This window comes from Pseudomonas sp. DE0157 (genome assembly GCF_007678615.1).
Taxonomy (GTDB): Bacteria; Pseudomonadota; Gammaproteobacteria; order Pseudomonadales; family Pseudomonadaceae; genus Aquipseudomonas; species Aquipseudomonas parafulva_B.
This window is the reverse complement of record NZ_VEJN01000015.1, coordinates 1-16,953: the sequence shown is the minus strand read 5'-3', so window position 1 is coordinate 16,953 and position 16,953 is coordinate 1. Positions and strand designations below refer to the sequence as shown.

At 61.4% G+C, this 16,953-nt stretch carries 17 protein-coding genes; 7 read left to right on the top strand and 10 right to left on the bottom strand.

Going from position 1 to position 16,953, the window contains the following annotated elements:
* Positions 1-2 precede the first annotated feature (2 nt).
* The 7 genes from FS777_RS17075 to FS777_RS17045 all read right to left on the bottom strand — a co-directional run bounded on the left by FS777_RS17075 (position 3) and on the right by FS777_RS17045 (position 7,508).
* Positions 3-1,610 (bottom strand): NAD(P)/FAD-dependent oxidoreductase, encoded by a 1,608-nt coding sequence (locus tag FS777_RS17075; protein WP_145256580.1) that lies wholly within the window; start codon positions 1,608-1,610, stop codon positions 3-5.
* A 103-nt stretch (positions 1,611-1,713) separates the two neighbouring features.
* On the bottom strand, positions 1,714-2,388 hold the full coding sequence (locus FS777_RS17070; RefSeq protein ID WP_058606034.1) for a COG3650 family protein: 675 nt from the start codon (positions 2,386-2,388) through the stop codon (positions 1,714-1,716).
* A 176-nt stretch (positions 2,389-2,564) separates the two neighbouring features.
* Entirely contained in the window at positions 2,565-3,266 is a 702-nt protein-coding gene (locus FS777_RS17065) for an ABC transporter ATP-binding protein (protein ID WP_023535231.1), read from the bottom strand.
* Positions 3,267-4,034: a high-affinity branched-chain amino acid ABC transporter ATP-binding protein LivG gene (livG, locus tag FS777_RS17060; protein WP_023535212.1), complete on the bottom strand. Its 768-nt coding sequence runs from the start codon at positions 4,032-4,034 to the stop codon at positions 3,267-3,269. It abuts the gene before it with no gap.
* Positions 4,031-5,287, bottom strand: coding sequence for a high-affinity branched-chain amino acid ABC transporter permease LivM (locus FS777_RS17055; protein ID WP_058606033.1), 1,257 nt, complete (start codon positions 5,285-5,287; stop codon positions 4,031-4,033). Before FS777_RS17055 ends, livG begins: the two co-directional genes overlap by 4 nt.
* Positions 5,284-6,207, bottom strand: a complete 924-nt coding sequence (gene livH, locus FS777_RS17050; RefSeq protein WP_023535272.1) for a high-affinity branched-chain amino acid ABC transporter permease LivH — start codon at positions 6,205-6,207, stop codon at positions 5,284-5,286. Before livH ends, FS777_RS17055 begins: the two co-directional genes overlap by 4 nt.
* 185 nt (positions 6,208-6,392) lie before the next feature.
* Positions 6,393-7,508: a branched-chain amino acid ABC transporter substrate-binding protein gene (locus FS777_RS17045; protein WP_058637971.1), complete on the bottom strand. Its 1,116-nt coding sequence runs from the start codon at positions 7,506-7,508 to the stop codon at positions 6,393-6,395.
* A gap of 354 nt (positions 7,509-7,862) precedes the next feature.
* On the opposite strand from FS777_RS17045, the gene FS777_RS17035 reads away from it, so the two are divergent.
* Both FS777_RS17035 and FS777_RS17030 read left to right on the top strand, forming a co-directional pair.
* Complete coding sequence (locus tag FS777_RS17035; protein ID WP_058637980.1) at positions 7,863-8,162, top strand: DUF2288 domain-containing protein; 300 nt, start codon at positions 7,863-7,865, stop codon at positions 8,160-8,162.
* A 195-nt stretch (positions 8,163-8,357) separates the two neighbouring features.
* Positions 8,358-9,251 (top strand): NAD(P)-dependent oxidoreductase, encoded by an 894-nt coding sequence (locus FS777_RS17030; RefSeq protein ID WP_145256578.1) that lies wholly within the window; start codon positions 8,358-8,360, stop codon positions 9,249-9,251.
* Between the two features lie 112 nt (positions 9,252-9,363).
* Here FS777_RS17030 and rapA read toward each other — a convergent pair whose 3' ends face one another.
* On the bottom strand, positions 9,364-12,210 hold the full coding sequence (gene rapA, locus FS777_RS17025; RefSeq protein ID WP_145256575.1) for an RNA polymerase-associated protein RapA: 2,847 nt from the start codon (positions 12,208-12,210) through the stop codon (positions 9,364-9,366).
* Positions 12,211-12,369: 159 nt separating this feature from the next.
* Between rapA and FS777_RS17020 the strand changes: the two genes are divergently transcribed.
* From FS777_RS17020 to FS777_RS17010, 5 genes are all read left to right on the top strand, one after another.
* Entirely contained in the window at positions 12,370-13,062 is a 693-nt protein-coding gene (locus tag FS777_RS17020) for a M949_RS01915 family surface polysaccharide biosynthesis protein (RefSeq protein ID WP_145256572.1), read from the top strand.
* Between the two features lie 62 nt (positions 13,063-13,124).
* Positions 13,125-13,460 carry a hypothetical protein gene (locus FS777_RS17015; RefSeq protein ID WP_058637975.1) on the top strand — a complete coding sequence of 112 codons (336 nt, stop codon included), beginning with the start codon at positions 13,125-13,127 and terminating at the stop codon, positions 13,458-13,460.
* A 65-nt stretch (positions 13,461-13,525) separates the two neighbouring features.
* Positions 13,526-13,684 carry a hypothetical protein gene (locus tag FS777_RS21445; protein ID WP_088523537.1) on the top strand — a complete coding sequence of 53 codons (159 nt, stop codon included), beginning with the start codon at positions 13,526-13,528 and terminating at the stop codon, positions 13,682-13,684.
* 135 nt (positions 13,685-13,819) lie between these two features.
* Positions 13,820-13,936 carry a cytochrome c oxidase subunit CcoM gene (gene ccoM / locus FS777_RS21790; protein ID WP_023535213.1) on the top strand — a complete coding sequence of 39 codons (117 nt, stop codon included), beginning with the start codon at positions 13,820-13,822 and terminating at the stop codon, positions 13,934-13,936.
* Between the two features lie 169 nt (positions 13,937-14,105).
* A complete protein-coding gene (locus FS777_RS17010) occupies positions 14,106-14,453 on the top strand; it encodes a DUF2025 family protein (RefSeq protein WP_145256569.1) in 348 nt (115 codons plus the stop codon).
* Here FS777_RS17010 and FS777_RS17005 read toward each other — a convergent pair.
* Together FS777_RS17005 and FS777_RS17000 are read right to left on the bottom strand one after the other, a co-directional pair.
* The gene (locus FS777_RS17005; protein ID WP_145256566.1) at positions 14,434-15,531 is read right to left on the bottom strand and encodes a diguanylate cyclase; all 1,098 of its coding nucleotides are present in this window, start codon (positions 15,529-15,531) and stop codon (positions 14,434-14,436) included. The two genes, FS777_RS17010 and FS777_RS17005, sit on opposite strands and share 20 nt — an antisense overlap.
* Before the next feature lie 232 nt (positions 15,532-15,763).
* Positions 15,764-16,666: a formate/nitrite transporter family protein gene (locus FS777_RS17000; protein WP_145256563.1), complete on the bottom strand. Its 903-nt coding sequence runs from the start codon at positions 16,664-16,666 to the stop codon at positions 15,764-15,766.
* Positions 16,667-16,953: the final 287 nt, after the last annotated feature.

The following is a 16,953-nucleotide window of genomic DNA, read 5'->3' as shown; positions in this document are numbered from 1 at the left end:
TGCTACTGGGCCAGCATGGCCTTGGCCACCGCTTCAGCAACCCGAATGCCATCAACCCCTGCAGACAGAATGCCACCTGCATAGCCCGCCCCTTCGCCGGCAGGGAACAGCCCCTTTACGTTCAGGCTCTGGAAGTCGTCGCCCCGCGTGATGCGAAGCGGCGAAGAGGTGCGGGTCTCGATCCCGGTCAACACCGCGTCATGCAGGTTATAGCCCTTGATTTGCTGATCAAAGGCGGGCAAGGCCTCGCGTATTGCCTCAATGGCGAAGGCCGGCAGGCTTGGCGCCAGGTCACCCAGGGTCACGCCAGGCTTGTAGGACGGCTCGACACTGCCCAGTGCGGTCGAAGGCTTGCCAGCCACGAAATCGCCCACCAGCTGCGCCGGTGCTTGGTAGTTGCTCCCGCCCATGACGTAGGCGTGCGCTTCCAGGCGCTCTTGCAACTCGATGCCGGCCAGCGGGCCGCCGGGGTAGTCCCGTTCCGGGTCGATGCCGACGACGATGCCGGAGTTGGCATTGCGTTCGTTGCGTGAGTACTGGCTCATGCCATTGGTGACGACGCGGCCGGGTTCACTGGTGGCGGCCACTACCGTGCCGCCTGGGCACATGCAGAAGCTGTAGACCGACCGCCCGTTCTTGGCGTGATACACCAGCTTGTAGTCCGCCGCACCCAGTTTGGGGTGGCCTGCATATTTGCCCAGGCGCGCCTTGTCGATGAGCGATTGCGGGTGCTCGATGCGGAAACCGACGGAAAACGGTTTGGCTTCCATGTACACACCCTGAGCATGCAACATGCGGAAGGTGTCCCGGGCGCTATGGCCCAATGCCAGAACCACATGCCGTGAAAGCAGCTGCTCCCCACTTTCAAGCACCACGCCCTGAACCTGACCTTCTTCGATCAGCAGGTCGGTGACCTTTTGTTCGAAACGAACCTCGGCCCCCAGGGCGATCATTTCCTGGCGCATCTGCTCGACCATGCCGGTGAGGCGGAAGGTGCCGATGTGCGGCTTGTTGATGTACAAGATCTCGTCAGGCGCGCCGGCCTTGACGAACTCCTCCAACACCTTGCGGCCGTGATGCTGCGGGTCCTTGATCTGGCTGTACAGCTTGCCGTCGGAGAATGTCCCGGCGCCGCCTTCGCCGAACTGCACGTTGGACTCGGGGTTGAGCACGCTCTTGCGCCACAGGCCCCAGGTGTCCTTGGTGCGCTGGCGCACTTCCTTGCCGCGTTCGAGGATGATCGGCTTGAAGCCCATCTGCGCCAGCAGCAAACCGGCGAAAATCCCGCACGGGCCCAGGCCCACCACGATGGGTCTTGCGCCCAGGCCCTCAGGAGCATGGGCGACATACTTGTAGGTCACGTCCGGCGCGGGCCCGACGTTATGGTCGTCGGCGAACCTGCGCAGCAACTCTTCTTCGTTGCTGGCATGCAGGTCGATGGTGTAGATGAACAGCAGTTCGGTGTTCTTCTTGCGCGCATCGTAGCTGCGCTTGAACAGGTTGAAGCTGATCAGCTGCTCGTCGCGGATGCCCAGGCGCTGGACGATGGCCTCGCGCAGTGCTTCATCGGGATGGTCCAGGGGCAGCTTGAGTTCGGTGATTCGTAGCATGGCAGGGTCCAGTATCCCGGCCATGGGCGGCCGGCGGCTTAACACAAACCGCCAAGTATAAAGCTTTAGCCGCCTCGACTGGCAGGATTAAGCCGCCCGGTCATCAGTCATCGCGCGCGCCACCGTAATAACCGCAGCCTTGCAGGGTCGTGCCATCAATGCGCAGCTCGGCGCGCAGATGGTTGAACGCGCCCGTGGCCGGGTCCATGCAGCGCTGTGGCGCCAGCCAGAGTTCGACGCGCTGCCCATTGGCTTCGCTGGTCAGCGTCAAGCCGCCACCGGGTACCTGCTCCTCCAAAAAGGGCAGGGCAAGCGGGGGTTGGTCGGCACGGTTGAGCACCATGCCCCGGCTATTGGCCTTGACGTCCCAGTCAGGCTTGTGGCCACCGGCTCGCAGGGTGAGCTGCTTGAAGTTGGGGTCGATGCACCCATTGCTGGCGTGTTCCAGGCGGTACAGGCGGCGCAGGTCCAGCTGCCCATCGGTATTGGCCTGCTTGCTGCCTGTAAGCCGGCCACGCACGTCGGCGAACAGGGTGTCGTTGGCACCGGTTGCAAGGTTCGCTGCTTCCTGCAGGATACCCGTGGCGGCGGCATCGTTGATGACGAAGCTGCGGGGTTCGTTGCAGGGCTTGAATAGCAACTGCCCACCGGCAGCGTGAACCTGGCCTTGCATGCGGGTGCTGCCGATATCAGGGTCGGCGGGTTTTTCGGCCAGGAGCTGGCAGCCCGCGAACAGGGGCAACAAGGCGGTCAGTAGCAGGGAAGGGGTCAGGCGCATGACGGGCTCCGGTGTTCGAGAGGCCGTCACGTTACTGAGGCAGGCAGGGGCAATACAAGCCCGGCGAAGATAAATAGACGGCTGCCACCTGCGCGCAGTCCGTGCTGTTTGATCGTGAACCGGGGGTGCAAGCGTGCAGTGTCAAGATAACGGGGCCCTGGCAGGCCCCGCTGGCATCAACCGCCTAGATAGGCGTCACGCACTTTTGGATCGGTCAGCAGCCCTTCGCCCGTACCCTGCATCACCACATGCCCATTCTCCAACACATAGGCCCGGTCGGCGATCTTCAGTGCCTGGTTGGCGTTCTGTTCTACCAGGAACACTGTCACGCCATCACGGCGCAGTTGTTCGATGATGTCGAAGATCTGCTGGATGATGATCGGTGCCAGGCCCAGGGAGGGTTCGTCGAGCAGCAGCAACTTGGGTTTGCTCATCAGGGCACGCCCGATGGCCAGCATCTGCTGTTCGCCCCCGGACATGGTGCCGCCGCGCTGGGCATACCGCTCCTTCAGGCGCGGAAACAGCTGCAGCACTTTGTCCAACTGCGCCTGATAGTCGCCCTTGTCGGTGAAGAACCCGCCCATGGCCAGGTTCTCCTCGACGGTCAGCCGGGCGAACACCCGGCGGCCTTCGGGCACCACGGCAATGCTCTTGCGCATGATGTGCGAGGAGGGCTGGCCGACCAGTTCCTCGCCCAGGTACTTGATGCTGCCGCTGTGGGCTTGGGGTGAACCGCACAGGGTCATGAGCAAAGTGGATTTGCCGGCGCCGTTGGCGCCGATCAGGGTGACGATTTCGCCCTGGTTGATCTCCACGTTGACGCTGTGCAGCGCCTGTATCTTGCCGTAGAAAGTGGAAACGTTCTCGAACTTCAGCATTTACGCTTCCCCCAGGTAGGCTTTGATCACTTCAGGGTTGTCGCGGATTTCCTGGGGCGTGCCGTGGGCCAGGGGCGTGCCCTGGTTGATGACCACAATGTGATCGGAAATGCTCATCACCAGCTTCATGTCATGCTCGATCAGCAGCACGGTCACGTTGTGTGATTCACGCAAATAGGCAATCAATGCCTTGAGGTCCTCGGTCTCTTTCGGGTTCAACCCGGCAGCCGGCTCGTCGAGCATGATGATCCGCGGGCGGGTCATCATGCAGCGGGCGATTTCCAGGCGCCGTTGCTGGCCGTAGGCGAGGGTGCCGGCGGTGCGATTGGCGAATTCGGTCAGGTTGACCTTGTCCAGCCAGTACTGCGCCCGCTCCATGGCTTCCTTTTCACTGCGGCGAAACCCCGGGGTCTTGAACAGCCCGGCGAAGAAGTTGGTGTTCAAGTGCCGGTGCTGGGCGATCAGCAGGTTTTCGAGCGCCGTCATTTCCTTGAACAGGCGCACGTTCTGGAAGGTGCGTACCACTCCCTTGCGCGCGATCTGGTGCCCGGCCAGGCCTTGGATGGGCTCGCCATCGAGCAGGATGGTGCCGCCGCTGGGCCGGTAGAAACCGGTCAGGCAGTTGAACACCGTGGTTTTGCCGGCGCCGTTCGGACCGATCAGCGCCACCACTTGTTTTTCCTTGACGGTCAGGCCTACGCCATTGACCGCCAACAAGCCGCCGAAGCGCATGCTAAGGCCGCTGACTTGCAGAATTTCGCGGCTCATCGACGCAGCTCCATGTGGGGACGTTGCATTGGCAGCAGACCTTGCGGACGCCAGATCATCATCAGCACCATCAGCGCACCGAACATCAGCATCCGGTATTCACTGAATTCGCGCATCAGCTCCGGCAGCAGGATCATGACGATGGCAGCGAGGATCACGCCAAGCTGCGAGCCCATGCCGCCGAGCACCACAATGGCCAGGATGATGGCCGACTCGATGAACGTGAACGATTCCGGCGTCACCAGCCCTTGGCGAGCGGCAAAGAAGCTGCCGGCAAAACCTGCGAAGCAGGCACCCAGGGTGAAGGCCGAGAGCTTGATCACGGTGGGGTTCAGGCCCAGGGCACGGCAGGCGATCTCGTCTTCGCGCAACGCTTCCCAGGCACGGCCGATGGGCATGCGCAACAAGCGGTTGATCACGAACAGCGCAAGCAGTGCCAGCAACAGTGCAACCAGGTACAGGAAGATGACCTTGTTGATCGAGTTGTAGGGCAGGCCGAAATACTCGTGGAAGGTCTGCATGCCCTCGGCGGCGCGTCGCTCGAAGGTAAGGCCGAAGAATTCGGGCTTGGGAATGTTGCTGATGCCGTTGGGGCCACCGGTCCAGTCGGTGAGGTTACGCAGGAACAGGCGAATGATCTCGCCGAAGCCCAGCGTCACGATCGCCAGGTAGTCACCCCGCAGGCGCAACACCGGAAAACCGAGCAGGAAGCCAAAGGTGGCGGCCATCAGTCCGGCAATCGGCAGGCAGACCCAGAAACTCCACCCCAGATAGTGCGACAGCATGGCGTAGCTGTAGGCACCCACGGCGTAGAAGCCCACATACCCCAGGTCCAGCAACCCGGCCAGGCCGACCACGATGTTCAGGCCAAGGCCGAGCAACACGTAGATCAGGATCAGGGTGGCGATGTCGACCGCGCCGCGCGATCCGAAGAAGGGCCAGATCAGGGCCACCACGACCAGCCCCAGAATCACCCAGCGCTGGGTTTTGGGAAGGGTCAGGTAGTTGCTTAGCGCAGGTGGGATCAGCTTGCGGTCCGAGCGACGGCTCATCACCGAGCTCCACTGCCGGTCGAACAGCACCCGCAGGAACATCAGCACCGAGCAAACGGCGATGATGCTGATAGTGAACGAGCCCTGGCTATGCACCACCAGGCTGATGCCGTCGATGCTCAGCTTCAGGCCGAGCACCGGGAAGGCCACGGCCCATACCAGCAAGGCGCTGAAAAACGCCGGTTTGAGATTCTTGTTCATACTTTTTCAACCTCCGGGCGGCCCAGAATGCCGGTCGGCCGGAACAACAGGACGAGAACCAATAAGCCGAATGCCACGACGTCCTTGTACTGGTCGCCGAAGATGTCGGCGCCGAACGCTTCGGCCACACCCAGCACCAGCCCACCGAGCATGGCGCCCGGAATGCTGCCGATACCGCCTAGCACCGCGGCGGTAAAGGCCTTCAGGCCAACAAGGAAGCCGGCGTTAGGGTTGATGACCCCGTATTGCATGCTCAGCAGCACGGCCGCGACGGCCGCCAGGGCAGCACCGATGACGAAGGTGAGGGCGATGATGTTGTTGGTGTTGATGCCCAGCAAGTTGGCCATCTTGATGTCCTCGGCGCAGGCGCGACACGCGCGGCCCAGTCGCGAACGGGAGATGAACAGGGTCAGCAGGGTCATGGCCACCAGTGTTACCACGAACACCAGTACTTGCATGTAGGACACCAGGACTTCTTCTGCGCCGCCTGGTCCGAACGAGAAGCTGCCCGGAATCAGGTTGGGAATGGACTTGTCCTTGGAGTCTTGGGACAACAGCACGGTGTTCTGCAGGAAAATCGACATACCGATGGCAGAAATCAGCGGAATCAGCCGGTTACTGTTGCGCAGCGGGCGGTAGGCAACCCGTTCGATGCTGTAGCCATAGGCACTGGTCACGAAAATGGTCGCGACGAAGGCAACGGTCATCAGGATCGGTAGCGAATGAATACCCATCATGGCCAGACCCGCCAAGGCGATGAACGCCACATACGAGCCGATCATGTAAACCTCGCCGTGGGCGAAGTTGATCATGCCGATGATGCCGTACACCATCGTGTAGCCGATGGCGATCAAGGCATAGGTGCTGCCGATGGTCAATCCATTAACCAGTTGTTGGAAGAAATGGTAGATCTCAGGCATTACAGCGCTCCTAAAAACCTGATTTGCATTTCGCTGGCCGGGGTACGGCCAGGAAACCGCGGGTGACGGTTTTAAGATTTTCAGGTGAGCCCGTCCCCGGATCGCGGGGGCGGGCCCATGAACCTCGTAAAACAAAGCCCACTGCTCGCACAGTGGGCTTCTCGGTCAGCTATTAGTCACGCTTGTTACTGAGGGGAGACTTCAGTCTTCGGTTTGCCGAAGTGCCATTCGTAAACCACGAACTTGAAGTCTTTGAGGTCACCCTTGTCGTCATAGGCCAGGGTGCCGGTAGGGGTCTTGAACGAGCCACTGTGGATAGCCTCGGCCACCTTGTCGGTGTCCTCGGATTTCGCGGCTTTGATGCCTTGGGCGATCAGCTCGACGGCCGAGTAGGCAGGGAAGACGAACGGGCCGCTCGGGTCCTTGCCGTCAGCCTTGATCGCGTCGACGATCTTCTTGTTCTCAGGGTCGGCATCGAACGACTTGGGCAGGGTGACCAGCAGGCCTTCGGAGGCATTCTGGGCGATTTGCGAAATGGAGTCGTTACCCACGCCTTCCGGGCCCATGAACTTGGCTTTCAGGCCTTTTTCCTGCGCTTGACGCAGGATCAGGCCCAGCTCTGGGTGGTAGCCGCCGTAGTACACGAAATCGACGTTGTTCTGCTTGAGCTTCTGGATGATGGACGAGAAGTCCTTGTCGCCGGCGTTGAGGCCTTCGAACACGGCAACCTTGGTGCCTTTTTGCTCCAGGGTCTGCTTGACGGCCGTGGCGATGCCTTCACCGTACTGCTGTTTGTCGTGCAGTACCGCGACTACCTTGGGCTTGACGTGGTCGGCGATGTAGTTGCCGGCGGCAGGGCCTTGGGCGCTGTCCAGGCCGATGGTGCGGAAGATCAGCTTGTAGCCGCGGGAGGTGATTTCCGGGGACGTTGCCGCCGGGGTGATCATGATCACGCCTTCGTCTTCGTAGATGTCGGACGCTGGCTGGGTAGAGCTGGAGCACAGGTGGCCGATGACGAACTTGACGCCGTCGTTGACCACTTTGTTGGCGACGGCCACGGCCTGTTTAGGGTCGCAGGCGTCGTCATATTCCTTGGCTTCGAGCATCTTGCCATCGACACCGCCTGCGGCGTTGATGTCCTTGATGGCTTGCTTGGCACCGATGAACTGCATGTCGCCATACTGGGTCACGGGGCCGGTCTTGGGCCCGGCGATCCCGATCTTGATGGTGTCGGCGGCAAACGAATGGCTGGCTACCCCGGCCAGAACCATTGCAGCGAACAGCTTGGAAATCTTGATCATAGTGCTCCACTCATTCTGTTGTAATTCTTATAGTCCTGGCGGCCAGGGCTACAGACCAGGCGGGTTGCGGCGTGGTCATGCCAACGCGCAAGCCCACCTTCCCCGGAACATGTCCCGGAACTGTACCGGTACAGTGTAGAGCGCTGTCTGCGCGCTTGAAAAGCGGGCAAAAAGCGCCTGGTTTCACGGTTGTCGCTTGCTTGACACTAAAGTACAAAAAGGCGCCATCAGATGGCCTATATTGGCAGTCGCACCTCGAAAAGATGCGGCCTGCCAGCCAATTGCATATTTGAAACCAGGTTTTTCTGCAAAAATGCCGGCCCTTTCAAAGCCAGATTTCCAGCGGATATTCCCATGACTGATCGAACAAGCACCCTCTATGCCAAATTGCTCGGAGAGACCGCCACCATCGAGTGGAAAGCCCTGGAAAGATTCTGGGCAAAAGGTGACCTGATTTGGGTCGATCCCGCCCTGGATCTGATCACCGTGGCCACGGCAATGGCCGAAAACCGCAGTGATCTCTTCGATAAGTGGCGCACTGATGGCACTGTCGGCCCGGTGACGGCAGAACAGGCCAGTGAACTGCAAACCCGCGATCCAGAGATCTGGGCGGTGGTTGTGGCGCCGTTCATCGTCATTCAAGTCAGGCAGTGAATAGCAGCCTTGTGCTTTTTTGGTGCGCGAAAACGCGCAGGCGCCTCTTTTGGGTGCTCGTCATTGCTCAATTGAGGTAGAGGTAAGTAACAATTCGGCGTGGCGGTAACAGTTTACGGCATGCGTAAAGGTGGTCGTCGCCGCAGTCACGCAGCGCGGCGTTGCCCCAGCCCCTTTTTCAGCCAGGAGTACCTGATGAGCAACGCATTACCTTCACTTGGTTTCGCTGATGTCGGTCTGATGGGCCTGCCGATGTGCAAGCGCCTGCTGGCGGCCGGCTATCGGCTGTGGGTATGGAACCGCAGCCCGGAAAAATGCCAGGCGCTGGTTGCCGCAGGCGCACGACTGGCCGCAAGCCCCGCCGAGCTTGCACGGCAGGTGGACATGGTATTGCTATGCCTGGCCGATACCGCCGTGGTGCGCGAGGTGGTATTTGGCGATCAGGGCGTTGCTGCAGGCGGGCGGCAGGGCCAGCTACTGGTGGATTTTTCCAGCCTGGAGCCTGGCGCTACCCGGGAAATGGCAGCCCAACTGGGCGCCTTGTGTGGGATGGCCTGGCTGGATGCCCCGGTGTCCGGCGGCACGGCGGGCGCGCAGGCAGGTACACTGGCCATCATGGTGGGCGGGGAGGAGGCTGACCTGGCGCGTGCTCGCCCAGTGCTGGAGGTACTTGGTCAGCGGGTGACGCACATGGGGGGCGTTGGCGCGGGCCAAGTGACCAAGGCCTGCAACCAGATGATCGTGGCGTGCAATGCCCTGGTCATTGCCGAGGTCATCGCGCTGGCCGAGCGTTCCGGGGTGGACGCCGGGTTGATCGCCCAGGCCCTGGCAGGCGGATTTGCTGATTCCAAGCCTTTGCAGATATTGGCCCCGCAGATGGCAGAAAGCCGTTTCGCTCCCATAAAGTGGCATGTGCGAACGCTGCTCAAGGACCTGGATGGTGCCGTGAAGTTTTCACGCGAACAGGGCGCGGCGACACCGCTGACGGGTCTGGCTGCCCAATTGATGCGCTTGCACGGCAGTCAGGGTTACCTGGACCAGGACCCTTCGACCTTGGTCGAGCAGTATCGAATCAAACGCCAGGACTAGGTGCTGCCCAAGCGCGCGGTAGGGAAACCGCGCGAGGTTGGGACGGTCTGACCTGCAGCGGCCTCATCCCAAGACGGGTAAGGCCGCTGCAGGTCAGGCGGGCCCGCTGCGGTCAGCCTGCGACCAGTACGCGGATCGCTTCAAGGCGCAGCGCTGCTTTGGCCAACATGGCCAGGCCCTCTTCGCGCTGCTTGCGCAACGCGTCGATTTCACTGTCCCTCACGCTTGGGTTGACCGCTTGCAGTGCCACCAGGCGTGCGAGCTCTTCGTCGGCCTCGGCGGCCAGGCGTCGTTGGGCTTCGGCCACCCGTTGCTCGTGTAGCGGGACGATCTTTTCTTCGCCGCTGCCGATACGCTTTGCAAGCACGTCGCGCTGTGCCTGGACGAACTTGTTGGCACTGGCACGGGGTACGCTTTCGAGCTGATCGTTCAGGGTCTCGAATGCTACCCGCGACGCCAGGTCATTGCCGTTGGCATCAAGCAGGCAGCGCAGGGCGGCTGGCGGCAGGTACCGGCCCAGTTGCAAGCTGCGCGGCGCGACCACCTCGCTGACGAACAGCAACTCGAGCAGCACGGTCCCAGGCTTGAGCGCCTTGTTCTTGATCAGCGCCACAGCGGTATTGCCCATCGAGCCGGACAGCACCAGGTCCATGCCGCCTTGCACCATCGGGTGCTCCCAGGTCAGGAACTGCATGTCTTCACGCGACAGCGCCTGGCCGCGGTCATAGGTAATGGTCACACCTTCGTCATCGCCCAAAGGGAAGCTGGCATCGAGCATCTTCTCGCTGGGCTTTAGGATCAGCGCGTTTTCCGAATGGTCTTCACTGTCGATACCGAACGCATCGAACAGGGTTTCCATGTAGATCGGCAGGGCGAACTGATCGTCCTGCTCGAGGATGGCCTCCACCAGCGCTTCACCCTCTCCGGCGCCGCCGGAATTGAGTTCGAGCAAGCGGTCACGGCCGGTATGCAGCTCGGCTTCGAGCCGCTCACGTTCGCTTCGCGCTTCGTTGACCAGGCTGTCCCAGGCCTTGCTGTCATCACTGTCCAGCAGTGCCAGCAGGCGGGGGCCGAACTGATGCTGCAGGGCGTTACCGGTGGGGCAGGTGTTGAGGAAGGCGTTGAGCCCTTCGTGGTACCACTGGAACAGGTGCGCTTGCGGCGTGCCTTGCAGGTACGGCACGTGCAACTCGATGGTGTGCTTCTGGCCGATACGGTCCAGACGGCCGATACGTTGTTCGAGCAGGTCGGGGTGGGCAGGCAAGTCGAACATCACCAGGTGATGAGCGAACTGGAAGTTGCGCCCCTCGCTGCCGATTTCCGAGCAGATCAGCACCTGGGCGCCGAATTCTTCATCGGCGAAGTAGGCCGCCGCGCGGTCGCGCTCCAGGATGCTCATGCCCTCGTGGAAGACCGAAGCCGGAATCCCGGAACGCACGCGCAGGGCGTCTTCCAGGTCCATGGCGGTTTCGGCATGGGCGCAAATGACCAGCACCTTGGTGCGCTTGAGCATTTTCAAGGTGTCGATCAGCCAGTCGACCCGCGGGTCGAAGCGCCACCAGCGCTCTTCCTGCGCCTGGTCCACTTGGGACTGGAACGCGACCTCAGGGTAGAGCTCGGCGTGTTCGCCCTCAGGCAAGCTGGCGTATTGCTCTGGGTTAGGCAGTGGGTGAGGGTGCAACTGACGCTCAGGGAACCCCTGGATGGCGGCACGGGTGTTGCGGAACAGCACTCGGCCCGTGCCATGACGATCGAGCAGCTCCCGGATCAGTCGGGCGCTGGCCTGGCTGTCCCCGTCGTTGACCGCCGCGAGCAGTGCGTCGCCCTCGGCCCCGAGGAAACCCTGGATGGTGGCGTGGGCCTTTGGCGACAAGCGTCCCTCGTCCAGCAGCTCTTGCACCGCCTCGGCCACCGGGCGGTAATGCTCGCTTTCGGCGCGGAAGGCCGCCAGGTCATGGAAACGGTTGGGATCGAGCAGGCGCAGACGTGCGAAATGGCTGTCCTGGCCCAATTGTTCAGGGGTTGCAGTGAGCAGCAGCACGCCGGGAATGACCTGGGCCAGCTGTTCGACCAGTGCATATTCGGCACTGGCGTGTTCCTCGTGCCAGACCAGGTGGTGCGCCTCATCGACCACCATCAGGTCCCAGCCCGCCGCGAACAGCGCGTCCTGGGCCTTCTCGTCGTCGACCAGCCACTCCAGCGCGACCAGCGCGAGCTGGGCGTCCTCGAAGGGGTTGCTGGCATCACTTTCAATGAACCGTTCGGCATCGAACAGGGCGACCTGCAGGTTAAAGCGCCGGCGCATCTCCACCAGCCATTGATGCTGGAGGTTCTCGGGCACCAGGATCAGCACCCGGCTGGCGCGGCCGGTCAGCAGTTGGCGATGAATCACCAGGCCTGCCTCGATGGTCTTGCCCAGGCCCACTTCGTCGGCGAGCAGTACGCGAGGTGCGCTGCGGTCGGCTACTTCGCGGGCGATGTGCAACTGGTGGGCGATGGGCTGGGCACGGCAGCCGCCCAGGCCCCATAGCGTGGACTGCATCTGCTTGCTGGTATGCTGCAGGGTGTTATAGCGCAGGCTGAACCAGGACAGCGGGTCGATCTGGCCGGCGAACAGGCGGTCGCTGGCCAGGCGGAACTGGATGAAGTTCGACAGCTGGGTCTCCGGCATCGTGCGGGGCTGATTCTGCCCGTCGAGCCCGTGATAGACCATCAGGCCGTCGATGTCCTCGACTTCCCGCACGGTCAACTTCCAACCTTCGAAGTGAGTGATCTGGTCACCTGGCGAGAAGCGCACGCGTGTCAGCGGCGCATTGCGCAGGGAATATTGGCGGGTATCGCCAGTGGCCGGGTAGAGGACGGTCAGGAGGCGGCCATCCTGCGCCAGGATGGTACCCAGGCCGAGCTCTGCCTCGCTGTCGCTGATCCAGCGTTGCCCCGGTTGATACTGCTGCGCCATACTGCCTGCACTCCCGCGATGAAAAAGCCGATTATGTTAACGGATCGGCCGGGCAGACCAAAGTGCCGAGTGCACCTGAGGGTGCCGAACGGTCTCGGCCGGTGCATCAGTCTAGCCGTTTCGTCGCTTCCTGCCGTGCCGACGAGGGTTCTGCATCCCATGCCTGCCAAGCCTCTTTGCGTTGTCTTGAGCCTCACGGTCGGCGGTTTGCTCCTGGCAGGATGCAAGCCGAAGACCTTCGAAAGGTTGCCGCCTATCCCCCTGGAGCAGTTGGAGGTGCTGGGCGTACAGGCACCGCTCAAGAGTGTGCACTACCGCGACAGGGACGGCGAAGGGCTGTTGGTCTTGAGCCGTGTCGATGGCCAGGCCAGCGACCCTGAAAGTGAGCAGGAAGTGGACAAGGTTGTGCTCAAGGCCACCTTGTACGGCCGAAGCAAAGCGCAGGAAGCCTTCCAGGCGCGCTGGCAGATCGATCAGCAAGCCACGTGTCCGGGTTTGGACCTGGATGTGGATTTCTACACCGATGTCAGCGACGTGGCCGACCTCGACCAGAACGGTGCGGCCGAGGTGACGGTGGCCAGTCATGCGTTCTGCGGAGGAGGTGTCGAGCCCCATGACATCGCCATCGAGATGCGGGACGGGCAAACGGTCTACAGCATCACGGGCCAGTCGCTGATCACCCCGGCAGGCGAAGACCCGATCGGCGGCGAGCGCCAGGACAGTGCCTCGCTCAAGGCCGCCCCGGCCTGGGTTCGGGCCCATATGGATGCAGTGTGGCAGCAGGTCTACCAGCGTCCCTGGAGCGAAACCGCCTTGCAGGACCAGGATGAGGCGGCGGACGAACCGGGCTAAATGTTGTCCATGACTTCAAGGCAGCAGCAGGGCTGCCGATACAGGGGTACAGGAGAACCGCCATGCTGCCACCGATCATTCCGCTCAGCGCTGCCCCGGTCACCTCGCAGCAGGACCCGGTCAAACCGACCCCGGATATAAAGCCGGTAGTGCCGGCGCAGCCTGCGTCCGGTGAAAGTGCAATCGACCTAAAGCGCCAGCGTGACCCGCAGGACCAGCAGTTGCTGCTGCGCGAGGAGCAGCGCCGACAGCAGCAACGCCAGGGTAAAGGCAAAGGTCACGATGAGCGATTCGACGCGTTGCCGGGCAATGAGGTCAACGCCGACAATACCGTGCCAGTGGTGCCCTTGATGGGCGAGCCCGTGCGCCAGGGGCTGCTGGTGGACATCGAAGTATGAAACGGGACTGGCAAGCGTCTGGTTCTGGCCCCATCATGCAGTATCCGTAGCGTGTAGAGCCCAGTATGAGCCAAGACAATCTCATTGACTTCGATGCCGAACGTGCACGCCGCGTGCATGACATCAAGGAAAAGCGCCTGAACGAGATGCGCGATGCCTTCGAGCAGGCACTGCCCTTGAATGCTGCCAAGAAGAAGTCCAAGCGCAAGCCCAAGAAGCGCTGATGCTTGACGCAGGTCAACCCTGCACCCGCCCCGCGCGCCCGTCCCCGGGCGTCATTGACCCTGGTCAATTTTCTCCCGTCTGGCATTGGTTACTGTTCTCCCATCGGACAACGGCAAACAAATGGAGAGGTCGGCATGTTCTTCGACAACGTGGTTATCGCAGGGGTGGTAACGGTGGGGTTGATGGTGGCTTTCTTCGCCGGTCTAGGCATTTTCATCTGGAAGGACTCGAGCAAGCGCAAGCGCCCTTGACCTTCTCGATTCACGAGCACGCAAGGCATTTAGGGCGACTTCGGTCGCCCATTTTTTTGCCTGGCATTTGTTCCGGCGACGTGGGCCGTTACGCGCGGGCGTGGCTGGCAGCGGCAAGCATTTGCGTTTGATGACTGCGCAGCGCGTTCCATTCATCGTGAGGTGGGGCATGACCATTACATCCCAGGATATCTGCAATGCAGCCGAGCAGCTCAAGGGCTTCGTCGGCTTTCACGGTAAACGTGGCCTCTATCTCATGCGTTTCTCCGAGGATGCCTTCGGCATGGATATCGCCGACGACAGCATCATGCCGTGCAACGAGTTCGTATGGCGACCTGAGCAGGGGCATCGCATGGCCTTGTGTCGCGAGCGGCTGGGCCTGTTGCTGGAGCAACGCATGGATGAGCGGCTGAATGTGAGTGAGCCGCTGAGGGCTTACCTACGTCGGCAGGACCTGCCGGAGATTGTGGCCGAGCGGCGCTTGCACCCGGCAGGCGTCATCGCGCCAGGGATATGAAGGCGGGGGGCTCGGCAGAAGGCGTCACGCTGGTATCGGCTCGATGAGTGGCCATGACGCGATCCCGACCGTTGCGCTTGGCTACATACAAAGCGGTGTCCGCCTGGCGTAACCAGCCGTCCGGCGTCTCCAGCGAGGGGTCGAACGGGCACAGGCCAATGCTCAAGCTGATGCGCAGGTGCGGCGTCTGCGGGTCGCGGTAGGCCGCTACGCGCTCGCGCAGGCGCTCCATGGCCTGGCAGGCCTGGGCTTCAGTGGTGCTCGGCAGTATCACGCAAAACTCGTCACCCCCGTAGCGACCGGCCTTGTCGCCCTCGCGCAGGGCGCCGAGCAACTCGATGCTCACCTGGCGCAGCACCTGATCGCCCACTACATGGCCAAAGGTGTCGTTGATGGTCTTGAAATGATCGATGTCGATCAGGGCAACTACCGCTTCACCGCGCTGTTTCCTGCACCCGTGAAAACGCCTCGCTAGAAGGTCTTTCCAGGCGCCGTGGTTGAGCAGCCCGGTCAGGCTATCGGTCAGGCTGAGGGTGTTGAGTCGGCGTTTGTGCTCGGCCAGCTTGATTGCCAGTCGATAGCACACCCACCCTAGCGCCGCCGGGTACAACGTCAGCATCGGCAGGCAAGCATAGACCTGAAAGGCGGTGGCATCGGGTTGAAATCCCGCCCCCAGCAAGACGCAAGCCGTAAGCATGCCTGCCACTTGCGCCATGCCTGCGCGAATAGCCAAGGCCTTGCCGCCGGCTGCGACGTTGTTCATGGTGATCATCGATAGAACGGTAACCGTCGGCAGCGGATTGAACTGCATGGCACCGGCCCAGAACCCACCCATTAGCGAATCAAGAAAAAAGTTGCGTTGCTCGGCCTGGTAGGGGGCTTTGGACCGGGCCGCCCACAGATAGGCCAAATGTGGCCACAGCAAGCCGTTGAACAGCATGAATGCCCAAACCCAGACGGGGGGAGACAAGGGTTCTACTGCGGCCATTACCGCGAAAAGCCCCACACCCTTGCCCAGTACCCGTGGCAGATAAATCCGTTTGGCAAACGAAAGGCCCTTGCCGGTGCGTGTGTCCATGGATGTCATCTCTAATCGGGGCGCTTATTGCTTAACGTGCGTGAGTATTCTGGGCCATGGGCGACGCACGAGACATGGCCTTGCAAGCCAAATCACGGGTGATGCGAGCAGTGGAGGCGAGTATGCCTGACTGGGATCTGAAAGAAGACGGGAAAGCTGGGCAGCGTTGTCGGCACGCCTTTGCCCAGCTTCCTTATAGAAGAAGAGAAGAGGTTACCCGCACGCCGTAAGGCTATGTTTCATTTTGCTGATCGTCTTGGCGTTTTCGCGAGGGCTGTTCATCTTTAAGTAACTGCGAAGGCGATTTGCCGCTGTCGCTGCGCACTTGGGCATGGCTGATCAGGCCAAAGATGAAACTGCCGCCGATGATGTTGCCGGCCAGCGTAGGCAGGGCAAAGTGCAGGAGGAAGTTGCTCCAGGTCTCCTCACCTGCCCAGACCAGATAAGAAACCTCTACCGACCCCACCACGATGTGGGTGAAGTCGCCCAATGCCATGAGGTAGGTGATGACCAGGATGATCCAGATCTTGGCATGCTCCATGGAGGGGATCATCCAGACCATGGTGGCGATCATCCAGCCGGACACAATGCCTTTGGCAAACATCTGGCTGACGTCGTTTTCCATCACCTTACGCCCCACCTCCAGGAAGGCGATGTCTGTCTTGGTATCGAAGATGGGCAGTTCGAGCATTACCCAGGCCACCAGCAAGGTACCGGCCAGGTTGCCGGCCAGGACCACGCCCCAGAGACGCAGCAGGCGACCGAAGTTGCCTAGCGTTGGCGTCGTCATCACCGGCAGGACGGCGGTCAGAGTGTTCTCGGTGAATAACTGCTGCCGTGCGATGATGACGGCTAGGAAGCCGGCGCTGTAGCCGATACTGGCGATGACCTGCGCGCTCTCGCCGTCCGGCAGGCGCGAGTACAGAAGACCCATGGCCATCAGTGACAGCCCCATGGACAAACCAGCGGCAAGGGCTGACCACCAGAGCGCAGCCAATGTACGTTCCAGTTCCTGGTCGCCCTGCAACCGGATGGTTTCGTGAAGCACTGCCGCACGTGGCGGCTGGTTGGAGCTGACCTCCTGTTGTTCTTCTGCAGATAGGCCCGGGGTTTTCTCGCTTTGCGCCTCGCTCATTACCGCTACGCTCCGTGGTGAGTTTATCTACAGATTCACCGCGGCCTCATTAAGTTGCGCGGAGTGGGGCGGTACACGCGCAAAAGTTTTTAAATCAAAGGGTTGACTCCAGATTCAAAGCGCGTATTATTCGCCACCTCGCAGCGAGTAACGCAGCGGGAAAGTCGGTCGGCGGTTGAAGTTTCAAGTCTTCGAGTAAGGCGCTTCAAAAAACTTCAAAATAAACGCTTGACAGGCAATGAGGAAAGCGTAGAATGCGCGCCTCGGTTGAGACGAAACGCTCTCAG